Source organism: Enterocloster alcoholdehydrogenati (genome assembly GCF_013282095.1).
GTDB lineage: Bacteria > Bacillota > Clostridia > Lachnospirales > Lachnospiraceae > Enterocloster > Enterocloster alcoholdehydrogenati.
The window spans coordinates 48,522-64,197 of the sequence record NZ_BLTJ01000002.1; the positions used below are offsets into that span (position 1 = coordinate 48,522).

The following is a 15,676-nucleotide window of genomic DNA, read 5'->3' on the forward strand; positions in this document are numbered from 1 at the left end:
CCGATCCCGCTCTCCTACGGCGTATCTTCGCATCCTTCCTGCCCTTTGGTCTTGGTAGGATTCCTCAGACTCCAAAATACAGGGAAGATTCCGAATATACTTTACTTAGTATAAACGGAAAATCTTCCCATGGCAATGCATAATTCTTTCATTTATTTACACTTTTTTGCTGTATTCTTTGTATTTTCAGCAAACAGACTTTAAAATCGTTCAAATTCCGCCCGCAGTTTCCCCAGCGCCCGCTTCTCAATCCGACTTACATAAGATCTGGAAATCCCCATCCCGGCCGCGATTTCCCTCTGCGTATGCTCTTTCCCCCGAAAAAGTCCGTAACGCAGAGAAATAACCTGCTGTTCCGGCTCTGTCAGACAGCGCTTAAAGGCATGGTACAGTTCTTTTACATCCTGGTCAAAAATCAGGCCGTCAATCGTTTCCGGATTTTCCATCTCAATCACATCCATCAGGCTTACCGTTTCCCCGTCCTTGTCTACCCCGATGGGTTCAAAAAGAGACACTTCTCTTGCGTATTTTTTTCCTGCCCGCAGAAGCATCAGAATCTCGTTCTCTACACATCGGGCTGCATACGTGGCAAGGCGCGAGCCCTTGTCTGCATTAAATGTATTCACCGCTTTAATAAGGCCAATGGTCCCCACTGACAGAAGATCCTCTGTTTCGTAATCAGGGCACTGATATTTTTTCACCACGTGGGCTACCAGACGCATATTATGCTCTATAAGCATATTCCTGGCAGACTGGTCGCCCCCTTTGCAGCGCTCCAGACACTCCTTTTCTTCCATCTGGGATAATGGTTTTGGAAAAGTTTTCAAAGAAAGCCACCCTGCATATTCTTACTTCATCATATGCAGAGGCGGCTTGCCAGGTGTTCGTACTATTTTTCTTTCAGCGTAAAGACAGGCTCATATTTTTTCCGGTCCAGGCTGTGATTATAAACAAGAGCCTCATAGTCCAGGAGCATTTCCCGGAAGGGGAAATCCTGAGACTCCGCCTGCGGCCAGGAGTAATAGCCTCCCGCTCTGTCATACAGCCCCAGAAAATGAAGCACCGGAAACTGCTCTGACAGTGCAAGCAGAAAACGATTGTATGGCGTAAGTTCCAGATTTGCAAGCTTTAATACATAGGAGGACAGATAAACGGCTCCCAGTTTCCCCATATCGGCAGAAGGCTGATCATAATTGGTCCAGATAATAAAGGGTGTCTCATACCACATAAGACGGTCTGCGGCCGGCACCTGATCGCTGGGAACTCCGGCGATCTCGTCGAAAAATTCATCCTCCACGCTGGGCTGATGGTCTCCAAACATGACGATCATGGTGGGCTGATCACACTGGCTGAAATAGCGCACCAGATATTCAAACGCCTCGTCCGAACGCTTTACCAGAGAAAGATACTGATCTGTCTTTGGGTATTTTCCCGCCATGTCCCCTGTCAGCTCTATTTCCTGAGTGAAATTATCATAAGAGCCCTCATAGCCTCCATGATTCTGCATGGTCACGTTAAATAAGAACAGCTTGTCCTCAGGAGACTCTTTCTCCTCTACCACCTGAATCAGCTTTTCAAAATCTGCCTGATCGCTTACATAATTGCGGATCTCCTGTGCGCCTTTATAGTAATCTCCGTCCAGAAATTTATCAAATCCCATGTTCTGGTAGCAGACGTTGCGGTTCCAGTTTTCTCCCGGATAGGGATGCATGGCTACGGTTCGGTATCCCTGCGCCTTTACAGTGCTGACCATGGAATAAGCTTTCGGTTTTACATTAAACTGATATGCAATGGAGTTGGCAGGAAGCAGAGCCATGGAATCTCCGGTAAGAAATTCAAACTCCGAATTGCTGGTCATGGAACCGAAAACAGGCATACACAGCTGTCCTTTTACCGTATTTTCGCTCAGGCGGCTGATGAAAGGAAAATATTCCTGATTAGTGGTAAAACTGCCGTCTGCCCGGAGGTCGGAAAGGCTCTCATTCATAATGCAGATCAGGTTGACGGGGCGGATAGCTCCTGCTTTGGACTGGTTCGCCGTCTCATTACCCGATGATGCCTCTTCATCCTCGGTTTCCTGCATTCGATTGTAAATTTTTTCCAGTCTTTGACGGCTGTACCCCGTGGGAGGCTTTTTCACGATATACTGAGCAGAGACAGCGGTAGAGAGCACATAGCCAAATTCCTCATACGTTTCATTTACCGCCCACATATTGATCCCCAGCTGCTTTCCCGGAATGATAACAGAAAAAAACAAAAGGCAGTAGAGTCCGGCTCCGGTCAGACATCCTCCGGCGCCAAGAAGCCGTTTTTTCCTGCCCTTAAGGCGCACGGGAACAAACCACACAATCAGATTCGCTGCGAATATGCAAAGGGAAGCCCGGATCATTTCTCCGGATACATGAAATGCATAGTTGCCGGATACAGTCATGGCCGTCCGAAGAGCCAGCACATCCCAGAGCATAATGGGCCGGTCTCTGAAAGATACCACAAAGGCCTCTGCCAGAGACAGCGCCAGAAAAATAAGGGACGATAAGGGAACCGCAATCCGTGTGGAGCCCAGAAGGCCGAACAAAATCAGATACAGCCCATAGAACCACCCTATGTTCAGGATAGCCCAGCGAAAGGGAATCTGCCAGAGATTCCCCGTCACATATTCAAAGAGAATATATGAAAGTACCGGCATTAGAAACAGGCACAGACCGCCTGCTGCCTTTGCTGTTTTTAAGCATATTTGTCTTATTTTTTCTTTTGTCACGTTTTATGTCCTTAGATTTGAAGTGTAATTTTAAGCTTTTGCGCAAAGTGTGATTTTAGCATAAACTTTCTTACCTTTCAAGTTAAAAAAAGAAAACGGGGCAAAACCATATTTGCCCCGCTCATAGATCATTCTGGAATCTGTTTCGTTATTTCTATTGGTTTTAAATAATACATCCTAATGGTGGAACAGACGAATCCCTGTAAATGCCATCACCATGCCATACTGATTGCAGGTCTCAATCACCTGGTCGTCCCGGACAGAGCCTCCTGGCTGTGCTACATATTTTACGCCGCTTTTGTGTGCTCTGTCAATATTGTCGCCAAAGGGGAAGAATGCATCGGAACCCAGGGCTACGCCGGTAAGGCCGTCAAGCCATGACCGCTTCTCCTCTTTTGTAAATACAGGGGGCTTTTCCTTAAAAATGTGCTCCCATCTTCCGTCTGCCAGCACATCCATATAGTCCTCGCCGATGTAAAGGTCAATGGCATTGTCTCTGTCAGCCCGGCGAATGCCGTCAATAAAGGGCAGGTTTAATACCTGAGGCGCCTGGCGCAGATACCAGTTGTCCGCTTTGCTGCCTGCCAGTCGGGTACAGTGCACTCTGGACTGCTGACCGGCGCCTATGCCGATGGCCTGGCCGCCTTTTGCAAAGCAGACTGAGTTAGACTGAGTGTATTTTAAGACGATCAGAGAAATCAGAAGATCTCTGGCCGCATCCTCAGGAAGTCCCTTTTCCTTTGTAACAATGTTTTTTAAAAGGGTCTCATCGATTTTTAAGCAGTTGCGGCCCTGCTCAAAAACAACGCCAAATACCTGTTTGCGCTCAATATCCTCCGGCTCGTAGTCCGGATCGATCTGGATTACGTTGTAATTGCCATTTTTCTTGGACTTTAAGATCTCCAGCGCCTCCGGCTCATATCCGGGGGCGAGAACACCGTCAGATACCTCTCTCTTAATCAGACGGGCCGTATCCACGTCACATACGTCAGACAGGGCAATAAAATCGCCGAAAGAGGACATACGGTCTGCGCCTCTGGCCCTTGCGTAGGCACAGGCTAAAGGAGACAATTCTCCTAAATCCTCTACCCAGTAAATCTTTTTTAATACCTCATCCATGGGAAGGCCTACGGCTGCGCCGGCCGGAGAAACGTGCTTAAAGGAAGTAGCCGCGGGAAGACCGGTGGCCTCTTTTAATTCTTTTACCAGCTGCCAGCCGTTTAAGGCGTCCAGAAAATTGATATAACCCGGCTTTCCGCTCAGAACAGTGATGGGAAGCTCCTTTTCCCCATTCATAAAGATCCGGGAGGGCTTCTGGTTAGGGTTGCATCCGTATTTTAATTCCAGTTCTTTCATGATTTTTCTCCTGACTTATCTGTTTTTATTTACGATCCGCGTCTCTGTCCTGCCGGTGGCTATATCCATATAGCGCACAAAGAGAGAGACCTTATTCTCCTCGTTTAAGCTGTTCCACAGCATATTGGTAAAGGTGTCGATATCGCCATCAATTTTGACGGCCTTTGGTTCACCCTCAAAGCTGGGGAGGGGGCTTCCGTCATGCATATAGGTATGGATAAAATGGCCCATTCCCGCTGCAGGTGTCTGATAAGCAAAGGTAAATCGCAGACAGGAGGAAGGATCCCCCTGATTGCTTTTTAAAATAGACATGGCATAGCTGTAGCTTCCGTTTTCCACATGAAGGATACCCGAGATCCGGGGAGTATAATTGGGCGCATCCGGCTCAAATTCCCGGCTGCGCAGGGACTGTTCAAAGGTCATCTGATGATCCATTCCCTCATAAATGGTATCAGTCTGGTCTCCATTTGTGACGATGGTCTTATTCCCCAGTACACGGACCGGTGCATAGATGATCAGGCTGGGATCTTCCAGCTTTGCGGGATCAAACGCCTGTGTGCGGATGCCTTCTCCCTCTTCCACAAATACGCGGTTGCGGCTGTTGGCGCTTCTGCCCATGATAAAATAGGCGGTCACTGCCTGTCTGCCGTCCGGCGTCTCTCCGATTACGATTCCCCGTCCCGGATATGCATTGGTCTTTAGTTCCTGTTCCAGTGATCTTACATTCATGTCTTTCGCCTCCGTTATGTGTGAAAAGCCGGCCCTCCCGGTGCACTCTGGCCAAAAACGCACAGGATGCGTCTCCGGCATAATATGTGCCCAGGCGGCCGGCTCTTTTCTGCGAAAGGTCAGGCAAAACACTTTGGCTGCTGTCAGCCGGCTCTGCCTGTCCCTGCGTGCTCCCTGTGGTTATCTCCACCATCCGCCAGTCACACGCTCGCTTTTCTTTTACTATTACTATATATGATTTATACTAATATTACAAATTATTTTTAGAAGTTTCACTTATTAACTGTGCTTATGATACATGAATCCATTATTCGTTGCGGATCGCTGCCAGCGGGCTTAACTTCATTGCTCGAACTGCTGGCATAAATCCTGCCGCCATACCTACAAACACGGCAAAGCCTATGGCAGCCAGGGAAAGCCAGGGCGGGATGCGGGACAAATTACCGCTTAGCCCCATGGACTGAGACATATTAACAAAACGGTTTACCACCGCGGACACACCGTAGCTTAAGCCAACGCCGATCAACCCGCCCATAAAACCGATAAAGCCAGATTCGATCAGGAACATATTCCGTATATTTCCCATGTCACAGCCTAACACCTTCATAACTCCGATCTCCTTGGTACGCTCATAAATGGACATCATCATAGTGTTTGCTATACCGATGGCAGCCACAAAGAGAGAAACCGCTCCGATTCCCCCAAGAACAGCCTGAACCATATTAGACTGCTGCCTGGAGCTTTCCAGAAAGTCCATCTGACTGTTAACCTGATAGCCCATGGCCGCTAACTGCGACTGAACCTCCGTCACATGATCCATATCGTCTACAAAAACCTCGGCGCTGTCATAGACCAGTTCACTTAAGGGTTTCCCTTTTTTGTTGGTCGGCTGTCCAGGTATGGGAGTTCCTCTTTTAAACGCCTTCCTTAACTGATCCTTTAATCCGTCGATATCCGTAAATACATACCAGGAGTAATTATTCCAGTTATCCTCTCCCCCGGCAATCATCCCCGTTGTTTCTATCATATATTTCTTCGGAGGCTTTACGGTGCTCGTCTCCTGTCCCGAACTGCCAAGGCTGCCTGCTGTTCCCTGGCTCTGGTAATAGGCGTCTACGTCAAAGATCACAAACATGGGCTTTCCCATGGGGTCTACATCCGGCATCTCTCCTGTATCCCAGTAGCCTTTTCCTGTCTTTGCGTTGGCGAAATCCCGGATCACACCGTTTCCGAATACCAGCCCCAGCTCGCCGGAAGCGGGAATACGTCCCTCTCCCAGATCCAGCTGCTCCAGATAAGACTGGCTGACGCCTTTTAGCTGTACAAACGTGGAAATATAGGCCCCCTGACGCATCACTACATTCATGGTGAGAACCGGGGACACTCCGGTCACATGAGGAAGTTTCTTAAAGCTGTCCACCACCTTATCTGTGATGTAATTCGGCTCCGTATCTCCATTTTTCTGTCCTGATGAGCCGCCCATGATCTGCATGGAGCCGCCGGAATTTTGCGAGGATACCTGTATGGTGGTCAGGCTGCCCCAGGAGGCGATCTGCTCCATGGTCATTTCATTTAAGCCGATTCCCAGAGAAACCATCACTACAATGGCAGCCGTACCGATGATAACCCCCAGAACCGTCAGGACCGTGCGCAGTTTCCTGCGTCTTAAATTATTCATGCTCATGATCAAAAGATCAGGAAATCTCATTTTCTATATCCTCTTTTTCCTTTGCTGCCCTGCGTTTTCTGCGGATATGGCGGATAATAAGGATAACTGCTAAAAGGGCTCCTCCTCCGCCGACAAGGATCCATGCCCTGTATGTTTGAAGGACGTCTGGTTTCTCCGTTTCCGTTATGGAGGGGTCCACGGCAAAGGACGGATCAAATTCTGTCTGCGCTTCTTCCGTTACCATCAGCGTCAGTTCTTTTTCTACAGGTTCTGCCGCCTGGCCGTTCTCATCTTCATAATTGATATGGATGTGAATGGTTCCGTCATCCTGGGTGGGAGCAATTCCCGTCAGCATAGTATCTACATTGCCCGTCTCACCAGGCTTGATATTGCCTACATAGGTGTCCACGGGCTTAATGGAGTCTCCTTCAAAGGAAACCGTCACATTATAAAGAACCACTTTTCCGGTGTTGTTGATGCCAAACATAACATTGGATTCCGAACCCACTGCCATAGAATCGGGCATTACATCGATATTGCTGGTGCTCAGACGGGAATACTGCTTAACAGGAACATCCACAATAATGTTCTCCTCCGCATTTTTAAATTCCGGGCTGTCATATTTTTCCTTGACAGTAATACCGTAGGAACGCTGATCCACTCCGGCCCTGGCTGTAAATTTTGCCCGCAGTTCTGTGCTCTGGCCCGGCGCAAGGGAATTCACCACCATGGAGGCGGTGCCGGATTCCGTGGTAAATACTGCGCTGTCGGATACCTTTTCAGATTCCAGATTAAAGAGAAGATTGGATGCGGGAACCGTGGATGAAGCATTTTTCATATTGAGTACCAGCTCAAATTCCTCGCCTGCGTAGACCACCTCTGGAACCGTATGGTAGCTTTCTACAATCACGCGCGCCTTGATGCGGTCATTGGCGTCAAAATCCCCCTTGTTATCCTCTTTGTCCTTGGATACCACATGGACGTAGAACACCCCCTCCTCCGTATGCAGGTCCCCCTCAGAGCTCAAACGGAATGTGATCGTAAATTTGATAGGGTAATAACCGGTGTATGACTCCTTGCGGATGGCCATGCTGTAGGAGGCGGTCACCGTCTCTCCGGAATTGACCCGTTCAAAGGTACGATCATAATTGCCGTCATTGATCTCAAAAGGAAATTTTGTATCATCCTCGGAAAGTCCCATACTGATGGTCACATCCTGAGCTGTTGTCTCTCTGCGGTTGCGGAAATTGACGCTGAAGTCCAGCACATTGGGGTAGACACCTCTGGGAGTAGACTGATTCTCACCGATCACAAAATAGCTGCCCTCTTTTTTATCCTCTTCCTCATCCTCAGAGGTGGTGGAGCTGGTAGAAATCCAGATGTTGATATAGTCTACGTCGTAGCCTCCGTCCCACTCCAGCTGAATCGGGATGCTGTAGTACCCCTGGGCTGCATCCCGGCGGACTCTGGCTGATAAAGACACGCTTTTTACATTCCCGGCCTTTATATTTCCCACATTTTTCCCTACAAATGTGGTTTCCATGATCTCAAAGGGATAATAATCCACAGTGTAATCGCTTTCGCCCTTTGATTCAATCTGCTGAAATTCCGTGGTTTCCAGAAGGCTTACCTTTAAGTTATTCATATCCTCATCCGTGGCGCGGACGCGAAAGGAAATGCTCATGGATTTGCCAATACTGCCCTTGGGAGCCTTTGTGGTAAATATGTAGTCATTATCGCTGGCATTGGTGTTGTACCCCAGCTTAAAATCACTGGCCGCCGCCGGAATGTTTCCCGCCGCCATCACAAAGGCCATCGCAAGAACAAGAAGGGTCACTGCCCGTTTAAGTCGTTTCATACTGTTATATCCTCCATCTGTGCCGGCTGCTGCGCTTCCGGCGCTGTCTTATCTGTTTCCTCCAGAGCCGATCGGCCCCCCGTCTCAATCCCTGTGATCTTCCCATCTACAATCCGGATCCTGCGGTCGGCATAAGAAGCCAGATGATTGTCATGCGTAACCATCACAAGGGTCTGCTGCTGCTCCCTTACGATCCGCTGCATAAGCCGCAGCACCTCCATGGTAGTCTTTGAATCCAGATTCCCCGTAGGCTCATCCGCAAAGATGATCTGAGGATTCACCACCAGCGCCCTTGCAATGCCCACTCTCTGCTGCTGGCCGCCGGACATCTGGTTGGGCATATGCTTTTCCTGATCCGCCACTCCTACAAGGGACATAAACTCTCTGGCTTTCTTTAACCGATCCTTTTTGGATACTCCGCGAAAGGACAGGGGGAGAGCCACATTTTCAATGGCGTTCATGGTATTTAAAAGGTTGTAAGACTGGAAAATGAACCCCACCTTCTCCCGGCGAAAGGCCACCAGCTGTTTTTCTGTCAGCTTTTCCATGTGGGTTTTTCCAATGATGATCTGGCCCTTTGTGGGCTTCTCCAGCCCGGCTAACATATTAAGCAGGGTCGATTTGCCGGAGCCCGAGGTGCCTACAATGGCAACGAACTCCCCTTTATAGATCTCAAAATCCACACCGTTTAAGGCCCGCACCTTCGTCTCGCCCACCCGGTAGATCTTATACAGGTCTTTTACCCGGATCACAGGCGCAGACATATTTTTCGTTGTCTCTGCCAATGAACTGCTCCTTTGTGTGCCGTCTCAGGCACAGATATATTTTCTTCTTTAGACAGTATATCATAAACCGTCAATAGAGGCTGTCCCTTTTTCCTTTAAAGTTCCTTAAATATTTTTTACGGCCATGCCAAATTGTGCTTGACTTCTGCTGCATTCTATGTAAGAATATGACGAGGCACACATCAGTGCCATATCTGGCTGTCCGGCTATCGCACTGGTTCAGTGTGAACTATTTCCCAAAATTACTTTTAAATCAAATAGAAAAGGCAAAGGAGAATCTCATGAGACATTTACTGAATCCCTTAGACTTCTCTGTGGAAGAGATCGATGACCTTTTAGCGTTGGCCAGAGACATCGAGAACAACCTTCCCAGATATGCGCACGTATGCGACGGAAAAAAGCTGGCTACCCTCTTTTATGAGCCCAGCACCAGAACCCGCTTAAGCTTTGAGGCCGCTATGATGAATCTGGGCGGCAATGTCCTTGGCTTTGCTTCCGCTGATTCCAGTTCTGCTGCAAAGGGTGAAAGCGTTGGCGATACGATCCGTATGATTTCCTGTTATGCTGACATCTGTGCGATGCGTCATCCCAAAGAGGGTTCTGCGTTCGTGGCGGCTCAGAAGGCCCAGATCCCTGTGATCAATGCAGGGGACGGCGGCCATCAGCATCCCACGCAGACACTGACCGATCTTATGACCATCCGTTCCTTAAAGGGACGTCTGGACAACTTAACCATCGGTCTGTGCGGTGACCTGAAGTTCGGCCGTACCGTCCATTCTCTTATCAGTGCCATGGTACGCTATCCGGGCGTAAAATTCGTGCTGATCTCTCCCCCTGAGCTGCGCATCCCTGACAGCATCCGCGAGGATATTCTGGAAGCCAATCACATTCCCTTTGAGGAGGTTGGAAACCTGGATGACGCCCTGGGAAGCCTGGACGTTTTATATATGACCCGTGTTCAGAAGGAGCGTTTCTTCAATGAGGAAGATTACATCCGCTTAAAGGACTGCTACATCCTGACACGCAGGAAAATGAAGCTGGCAAAGCCGGATATGTATATCCTTCATCCCCTTCCAAGAGTCAACGAGATCGCGGTAGAGGTGGATGAAGATCCGAGAGCCGCTTACTTTAAACAGGCCCAGTACGGGGTATACGTCCGTATGGCTCTGATTATGACATTACTGGAGGTGGAAAAGCCATGTTAAATATCAGCGGATTAAAAGAAGGCATTGTTCTGGATCACATCGAGGCTGGAAAAAGCCTGGATATCTACTATCACCTGGGACTGGACAAGTTAGACTGCCAGGTAGCCATCATCAAAAACGCCCGCAGCAATAAGATGGGCCGTAAGGACATCATCAAGATCGAAGGCGGACTGGACAAGCTGGATCTGGATATTCTCGGCTACATTGACCACAACATCACTGTTAATATTATCCGGGATGACCGGATCGCAGAAAAGAAAGCCTTAAAGCTTCCGAAAAAGATCACCAACGTGATCCACTGCAAGAACCCCCGCTGCATCACTTCTATCGAGCAGGAGCTTCCCCATGTGTTCTATCTGGCAGATGAGAAAACAGAAACCTACCGCTGCCAGTACTGCGAAGAAAAATACAGCGAATATAATCAGTAATTGACATACGGTTTTACATAAAAAGCCCGGCATTTTTCACCTGCCGGGTCTTTTTATGCTGTGGAGCAGACAGGGATGGCGCAAAACGGTTTTGTTCCGTTTTAGGCCATCCCCTTTGTGCGGTTCTCTTATTTTAATGCCTGTCGGATTCTATTCCGCCTCACTTCTTCTCCGGCACAATCTCGATCCAGTAGCCGTCGGGATCAGAGATAAAGTAGATTCCCATAGCGGGATTCTCAAAACAGATGCAGCCCATCTCCTGATGCTTCTTATGGATTGCCTCGTAATCATCGGTATGGAAAGCCAGATGGAACTCACACTCTCCCAGATTGTAAGGCTCTGTGCGATCCTTTAACCAGGTAAGCTCCAGGGTAAAATCACTGAAACCGTCTCCCAGATATACCAGCTTAAAGGAACCATCTGCGGCATTGTGCTCTCTCACAGGCTTAAGGCCCAGGGCTTTGTCATAAAAATCCAGACTCTTATCAAGATCAAGGATATTAAAGTTAAAATGATTGAATTTTACCATTTGCTTACTCCTGCTTTTATTTCTTTGGAACCATAACTTCCATTCCACCCATGTATGGCCTTAAAGCCTCCGGAATCTTTACACTGCCGTCAGCCTGCAGATTATTCTCCAAAAAGGCGATAAGCATACGCGGAGGAGCTACTACGGTGTTGTTTAAGGTATGAGCCAGGTATTTGCTTCCATCCTCACTCTGTACGCGGATCTTTAATCGGCGGGCCTGAGCGTCTCCCAGATTGGAGCAGCTTCCCACCTCAAAGTACTTCTTCTGTCTTGGGGACCACGCCTCTACGTCACAGGACTTTACTTTCAGGTCAGCCAGATCGCCGGAACAGCACTCCAGCGTTCTCACGGGGATATCCATGGAGCGGAACATATCTACCGTGTTCTGCCACAGCCTGTCATACCACATGGGGCTTTCTTCCGGTTTGCATACAACGATCATCTCCTGTTTCTCAAACTGGTGGATACGGTATACGCCTCTCTCCTCAATACCGTGAGCGCCCTTTTCCTTGCGGAAACATGGGGAATAGCTGGTGAGCGTCATGGGCAGCTCTGTCTCAGGGGTGATAGTATCGATGAATTTACCGATCATGGAATGCTCACTGGTGCCGATGAGATAGAGATCCTCGCCTTCGATCTTGTACATCATGGCATCCATCTCTGCAAAACTCATAACGCCGGTTACTACATTGCTGCGGATCATAAAGGGAGGTACACAGTAGGTAAAGCCGCGGCCAATCATAAAGTCTCTTGCGTAGGAGATCACGGCAGAGTGAAGTCTGGCAATATCACCCATCAGATAGTAAAAGCCATTCCCGGCCACTTTTCTGGCAGCGTCCAGATCAATGCCGTTAAAACGCTCCATAATGTCTGTATGGTAAGGAATCTCAAACTCAGGAACTGCCGGCTCTCCGAACTTTTCGATCTCTACATTCTGGCTGTCATCTTTTCCAATGGGGACGCTTGGGTCAATGATATTAGGGATCGTCATCATGATCTTTAAGATCTTCTCGGAAAGCTCGCTCTCCTTTGCCTCTAACTCAGCCAGTCTGGCAGAATTGGCGCCGACCTGTTTCTTTACCTCTTCGGCCTCTTCCTTCTTTCCCTGTCCCATAAGAGCGCCAATCTGCTTGGACAGCTTGTTTCTGCTGGCTCTTAAGTCGTCGGCTTCCTTCTGGGCAGCGCGGTTCTCTGCGTCCAGAGCGATCACCTCGTCTACCAAGGGAAGCTTGCCATCCTGGAATTTATTCTTAATATTCTGCTTTACAATGTCGGGATTCTCTCTGACAAACTTTAAATCTAACATGATACTCCTCCTGGATCTGCTTACTGTAGTTTCCATCTGCAGGCGGAACGCTCCCCCGGCGGATGATATACTTGTCTATGAGTATATAACATTTTCCATGGAAATAAAAGCCTTTTTTTGAAAAAGGTCAGTCAAAACAGTCAGTCCTTCGCCTTTTGGCACAACTCTCCCAACAGCTCCTCAAAGCAGACTCCATTCTGAACCGGAACCTGCAGCTGTCCGGAGCGTATGATGCAGTCCTTCACAAAGTCCGCCGCCAGTTCTGCCGCATCTCTTAGGCTCCAGCCGCGGATGCAGCCTCCTGCGATGATGGAGGAAAAGACGTCCCCTGTGCCCGGCCGCTCTTCTCCCACTGCCAGACGCTTTAAAAAGTACACCTCTTTTTCTCCCTCTGCCAGTACATTCACCAGATACTTTCCCTGGCGGATTCCTGTGATCACCACCGAGGACGGCCCAAGAAGCTGCAGGCGGCGGGCCAGCTGCTCCAGTTCCTCCTCTTTCAGATCTCCCTCATTATCATTATAAGGAAGATCTAAAAGAATACAGGCCTCCGTCAGATTGGGCGTTAAAATGTCAGCCATGGCCGCCAGGCTCTTCATGCGGCTGCACATAGCCGGGGTGCAGGTGGCATAGGGAACGCCGTGGTCTCCCATAATGGGATCTACGAGTACCTTTGTCTCAGGGGTCTTAAAGGCAACGATCATATCCTTGACGATCTCGATCTGGCGTTCCGAGCCCAGAAAGCCGGTGGCAATGCCGTCAAAGGTCAGCCCCAGTTCCTTCCATTTTTCTATATAAGCCTCCATATGATCCGTATAATCATCAAAATAATATACCGGAAAACCAGTGTGGCTGGAGAGAATCGAGGTCGGCACGGGACAGCACTGAACCCTCATGGCCGATAAAATGGGAAGAGCCACTGTCAAGGAACAGCGGCCGTACCCGGAAAGGTCATTGATCATCGCAATTTTTTTCTGATGACAGGTTGACACTGGTTCAGTCCTCCTTATTTCAGTTTGTCAGCCAGTCCCGACCGGTTCAGTGCCCGGCGCAGGGGCATATATACGACAACAGCGGCAATGGCTGAGATTACCGCGTTGATGGAGGTGGAAGCCACATTCCATGCAAGGGTCAGCTCCGCAGCCGGTTTTCCCATAATCAGCAGCTTATAGTAATATCCAAGAAGGGGATCAAAAATCACATTAAATCCCAGTCCACAGATAGCTGCGGCGGCTGCAAAGCGAACAATGTGCCCCTTATCGCTGCTTTCATTGATATGGCCCAGCCTGTGAGCAACAAAGCCTGCGATCAGGCCAATGCACAGTTTTAAAACAAAGGTTTTGGGGGCGTAATATACATACACCGGGTCAAAGAGATCCCCGATGGTCATTCCCAAAGCGCCTCCCAGTCCGCCGTAAAATCCGCCAAGAACCAACGCTCCCAGAACGCAGACTGCATTTCCCAGATGAATGGAGGTGGCATCTCCTCCCGGCAGGGTGATCTTTACCTGCAAAAAGGTAAATACTACATAGGATAATGCCGCAAACAGGCCGGTTAAAGCAATCTTTGTGATCCGGCTGTCTGTCCTTCTCTCTGTAGTGTGTACGGCTGTTTCAACTGTTTTCATAATCATCCACTCCTCACTTCGATTGTATGATCCATATGGTAGCACCAAAGTGGATGGCTATAAATATCCAGTTTATTATTTTTTGACCAGTCCAGTTGTGAATGATCCCTACTTAGTCATGGGACTCCACCGCGATCAGCACCCCGTCAGTAAAGGTGATAATCCCCTCCTTTTCCGTCAGCTCATTGCTGATGCCCAGACTGGTGCCGATGCGGATATCCCGGTCTGTTAAGGGGTATTTAAACCCCTTCAGGGTAATCCCGCAGACTTCCTCAGTAAAGGGCAGGAAGGAAACGTATTTTCCCCACATTTTTTCCCTGCAGAATACAGTCTCCCCATCAATGAGATAGAGGCGGTTCTGGGGATCCACAATACTGGCGCGGATTCCTTTCTGAAGGCAGGGATAAAGAAGCTGGATATTTCCAATCATATGGTCCAGCCGCCCGCCGGTAGCCCCAAGGAGCACGATCTCTGTACAGGCCATAGCCATAGCCCGTTTTAAGGCAAGCTCCGTATCCGTATCATCTTTTTCCGGCTGGTGAACCTCCCAGATAATGTGCTCCTGTTTCCGGTAACAGGCCAGCACGGAAGGGTCTGCGGAGTCAAAATCGCCCACGATCACATCCGGTGTTATTCCAAGGGCTCTGGCAGCCTTTAACCCGCCGTCCACCGCCACAATCTTATGAAATTCTTCCTTCTCTAAAAAAGAGCCGGCAAAGGCCAGATCCAGCCTGCCGCCGGTAAGAACCAGGCATCGTTTCATTTCTCATATTCCTTAAAGATCTCTGTAAATTCTCTGGTGCGTGCCGCCGGATCTGTGCCAAACACCGCACTTCCTGCTACAAAAATATTGGCTCCCGCCTCTAGGACCTCTCTTAGGTTTGCCGCGTTTATGCCTCCGTCTACCTGAATGTCCATCTTAAGGCCCCTGTCCTCACAGAGCGCCCGCAGGGCCTTTACCTTATTAAGCGTATATGGGATAAACTTCTGGCCTCCAAAGCCTGGATTTACGGTCATGATAAGAACCATATCCAGCTGATCCAAAATCGTATCCAGTACGGAAATAGGGGTGGCAGGATTTAAAGCCACACCGACCCGGCAGCCTGCTTCCCTGATCTGGTTTACCACACGGTCCAGATGCCTGCAGGCCTCGGCATGAACGGTGATTGCATCGGCCCCCGCATTCTTTATATCCTCTACATAGCGGCCCGGCTCTTCTACCATCATATGAACATCAAACACGCCGTCCGTCACCCTGCGGATGCTCTTTATCACCGGCATACCGAAGGAAATGCTTGGCACAAACGCCCCATCCATCACATCCAGATGGATCCATTCCGCTCCAGCTTCGCTTACTGCCCGAAGCTGGTTCCCCAGATCGGCAAAATCTGCCGCCAGTACAGACGGCGCTACTTTATAATACATG

General features: G+C 49.1%; 15 protein-coding genes and 1 riboswitch. Of the genes, 2 read left to right on the forward strand and 13 right to left on the reverse strand.

The window, feature by feature from the left end:
* Window positions 1-200: 200 nt before the first annotated feature.
* The 7 genes from sigK to HW447_RS02700 all read right to left on the reverse strand — a co-directional run bounded on the left by sigK (window position 201) and on the right by HW447_RS02700 (window position 9,134).
* Window positions 201-827: an RNA polymerase sporulation sigma factor SigK gene (gene sigK / locus HW447_RS02670; protein WP_176253793.1), complete on the reverse strand. Its 627-nt coding sequence runs from the start codon at window positions 825-827 to the stop codon at window positions 201-203.
* Between the two features lie 62 nt (window positions 828-889).
* Window positions 890-2,758 (reverse strand): LTA synthase family protein, encoded by a 1,869-nt coding sequence (locus tag HW447_RS02675; protein WP_330588959.1) that lies wholly within the window; start codon window positions 2,756-2,758, stop codon window positions 890-892.
* Between the two features lie 177 nt (window positions 2,759-2,935).
* Window positions 2,936-4,114, reverse strand: coding sequence for a phosphoribosylaminoimidazolecarboxamide formyltransferase (locus HW447_RS02680; RefSeq protein ID WP_176253794.1), 1,179 nt, complete (start codon window positions 4,112-4,114; stop codon window positions 2,936-2,938).
* 15 nt (window positions 4,115-4,129) lie between these two features.
* Complete coding sequence (locus HW447_RS02685; protein ID WP_176253795.1) at window positions 4,130-4,843, reverse strand: IMP cyclohydrolase; 714 nt, start codon at window positions 4,841-4,843, stop codon at window positions 4,130-4,132.
* An 81-nt stretch (window positions 4,844-4,924) separates the two neighbouring features.
* Window positions 4,925-5,057, reverse strand: a riboswitch (ZMP/ZTP riboswitch).
* Between the two features lie 93 nt (window positions 5,058-5,150).
* Window positions 5,151-6,551, reverse strand: coding sequence for an ABC transporter permease (locus tag HW447_RS02690; protein WP_176253796.1), 1,401 nt, complete (start codon window positions 6,549-6,551; stop codon window positions 5,151-5,153).
* Window positions 6,538-8,370, reverse strand: a complete 1,833-nt coding sequence (locus HW447_RS02695; protein WP_176253797.1) for a COG1361 S-layer family protein — start codon at window positions 8,368-8,370, stop codon at window positions 6,538-6,540. Before HW447_RS02695 ends, HW447_RS02690 begins: the two co-directional genes overlap by 14 nt.
* Window positions 8,367-9,134 carry an ABC transporter ATP-binding protein gene (locus HW447_RS02700; protein ID WP_176254040.1) on the reverse strand — a complete coding sequence of 256 codons (768 nt, stop codon included), beginning with the start codon at window positions 9,132-9,134 and terminating at the stop codon, window positions 8,367-8,369. Before HW447_RS02700 ends, HW447_RS02695 begins: the two co-directional genes overlap by 4 nt.
* A 302-nt stretch (window positions 9,135-9,436) precedes the next feature.
* On the opposite strand from HW447_RS02700, the gene pyrB reads away from it, so the two are divergent.
* Both pyrB and HW447_RS02710 read left to right on the forward strand, forming a co-directional pair.
* Window positions 9,437-10,360 (forward strand): aspartate carbamoyltransferase, encoded by a 924-nt coding sequence (gene pyrB, locus HW447_RS02705; RefSeq protein ID WP_176253798.1) that lies wholly within the window; start codon window positions 9,437-9,439, stop codon window positions 10,358-10,360.
* On the forward strand, window positions 10,354-10,788 hold the full coding sequence (locus tag HW447_RS02710) for an aspartate carbamoyltransferase regulatory subunit (RefSeq protein WP_176253799.1): 435 nt from the start codon (window positions 10,354-10,356) through the stop codon (window positions 10,786-10,788). The genes pyrB and HW447_RS02710 overlap by 7 nt, the downstream gene beginning before the upstream one ends.
* A 160-nt stretch (window positions 10,789-10,948) precedes the next feature.
* Here the strand turns inward: HW447_RS02710 and HW447_RS02715 are convergent, their stop codons facing one another.
* The 6 genes from HW447_RS02715 to rpe form a co-directional block, all read right to left on the reverse strand.
* Window positions 10,949-11,317 carry a VOC family protein gene (locus tag HW447_RS02715; protein ID WP_176253800.1) on the reverse strand — a complete coding sequence of 123 codons (369 nt, stop codon included), beginning with the start codon at window positions 11,315-11,317 and terminating at the stop codon, window positions 10,949-10,951.
* A gap of 16 nt (window positions 11,318-11,333) precedes the next feature.
* Complete coding sequence (gene serS / locus HW447_RS02720) at window positions 11,334-12,623, reverse strand: serine--tRNA ligase (protein WP_176253801.1); 1,290 nt, start codon at window positions 12,621-12,623, stop codon at window positions 11,334-11,336.
* A gap of 140 nt (window positions 12,624-12,763) precedes the next feature.
* Window positions 12,764-13,615, reverse strand: coding sequence for a pyridoxamine kinase (locus HW447_RS02725; protein WP_176253802.1), 852 nt, complete (start codon window positions 13,613-13,615; stop codon window positions 12,764-12,766).
* Between the two features lie 14 nt (window positions 13,616-13,629).
* Window positions 13,630-14,250, reverse strand: a complete 621-nt coding sequence (locus tag HW447_RS02730; RefSeq protein WP_176253803.1) for an ECF transporter S component — start codon at window positions 14,248-14,250, stop codon at window positions 13,630-13,632.
* A gap of 112 nt (window positions 14,251-14,362) precedes the next feature.
* Window positions 14,363-15,013 carry a thiamine diphosphokinase gene (locus HW447_RS02735; protein WP_176253804.1) on the reverse strand — a complete coding sequence of 217 codons (651 nt, stop codon included), beginning with the start codon at window positions 15,011-15,013 and terminating at the stop codon, window positions 14,363-14,365.
* Complete coding sequence (gene rpe / locus HW447_RS02740) at window positions 15,010-15,675, reverse strand: ribulose-phosphate 3-epimerase (RefSeq protein ID WP_176253805.1); 666 nt, start codon at window positions 15,673-15,675, stop codon at window positions 15,010-15,012. Before rpe ends, HW447_RS02735 begins: the two co-directional genes overlap by 4 nt.
* Between the last annotated feature and the right edge of the window lies 1 nt (window position 15,676).

Bases quoted from the DNA above. Each gene is read 5' to 3' on its own strand.
- HW447_RS02690 (WP_176253796.1), bottom strand. From the start codon at position 6,551: ATGAGATTTCCTGATCTTTTGATCATGAGCATGAATAATTTAAGACGC.
- rpe (WP_176253805.1), bottom strand. From the start codon at position 15,675: ATGTATTATAAAGTAGCGCCGTCTGTACTGGCGGCAGATTTTGCCGAT.
- HW447_RS02680 (WP_176253794.1), bottom strand. From the start codon at position 4,114: ATGAAAGAACTGGAATTAAAATACGGATGCAACCCTAACCAGAAGCCC.
- HW447_RS02695 (WP_176253797.1), bottom strand. From the start codon at position 8,370: ATGAAACGACTTAAACGGGCAGTGACCCTTCTTGTTCTTGCGATGGCC.
- HW447_RS02730 (WP_176253803.1), bottom strand. From the start codon at position 14,250: ATGAAAACAGTTGAAACAGCCGTACACACTACAGAGAGAAGGACAGAC.
- HW447_RS02685 (WP_176253795.1), bottom strand. From the start codon at position 4,843: ATGAATGTAAGATCACTGGAACAGGAACTAAAGACCAATGCATATCCG.
- serS (WP_176253801.1), bottom strand. From the start codon at position 12,623: ATGTTAGATTTAAAGTTTGTCAGAGAGAATCCCGACATTGTAAAGCAG.
- HW447_RS02710 (WP_176253799.1), top strand. From the start codon at position 10,354: ATGTTAAATATCAGCGGATTAAAAGAAGGCATTGTTCTGGATCACATC.
- HW447_RS02700 (WP_176254040.1), bottom strand. From the start codon at position 9,134: ATGTCTGCGCCTGTGATCCGGGTAAAAGACCTGTATAAGATCTACCGG.
- HW447_RS02735 (WP_176253804.1), bottom strand. From the start codon at position 15,013: ATGAAACGATGCCTGGTTCTTACCGGCGGCAGGCTGGATCTGGCCTTT.
- pyrB (WP_176253798.1), top strand. From the start codon at position 9,437: ATGAGACATTTACTGAATCCCTTAGACTTCTCTGTGGAAGAGATCGAT.
- HW447_RS02715 (WP_176253800.1), bottom strand. From the start codon at position 11,317: ATGGTAAAATTCAATCATTTTAACTTTAATATCCTTGATCTTGATAAG.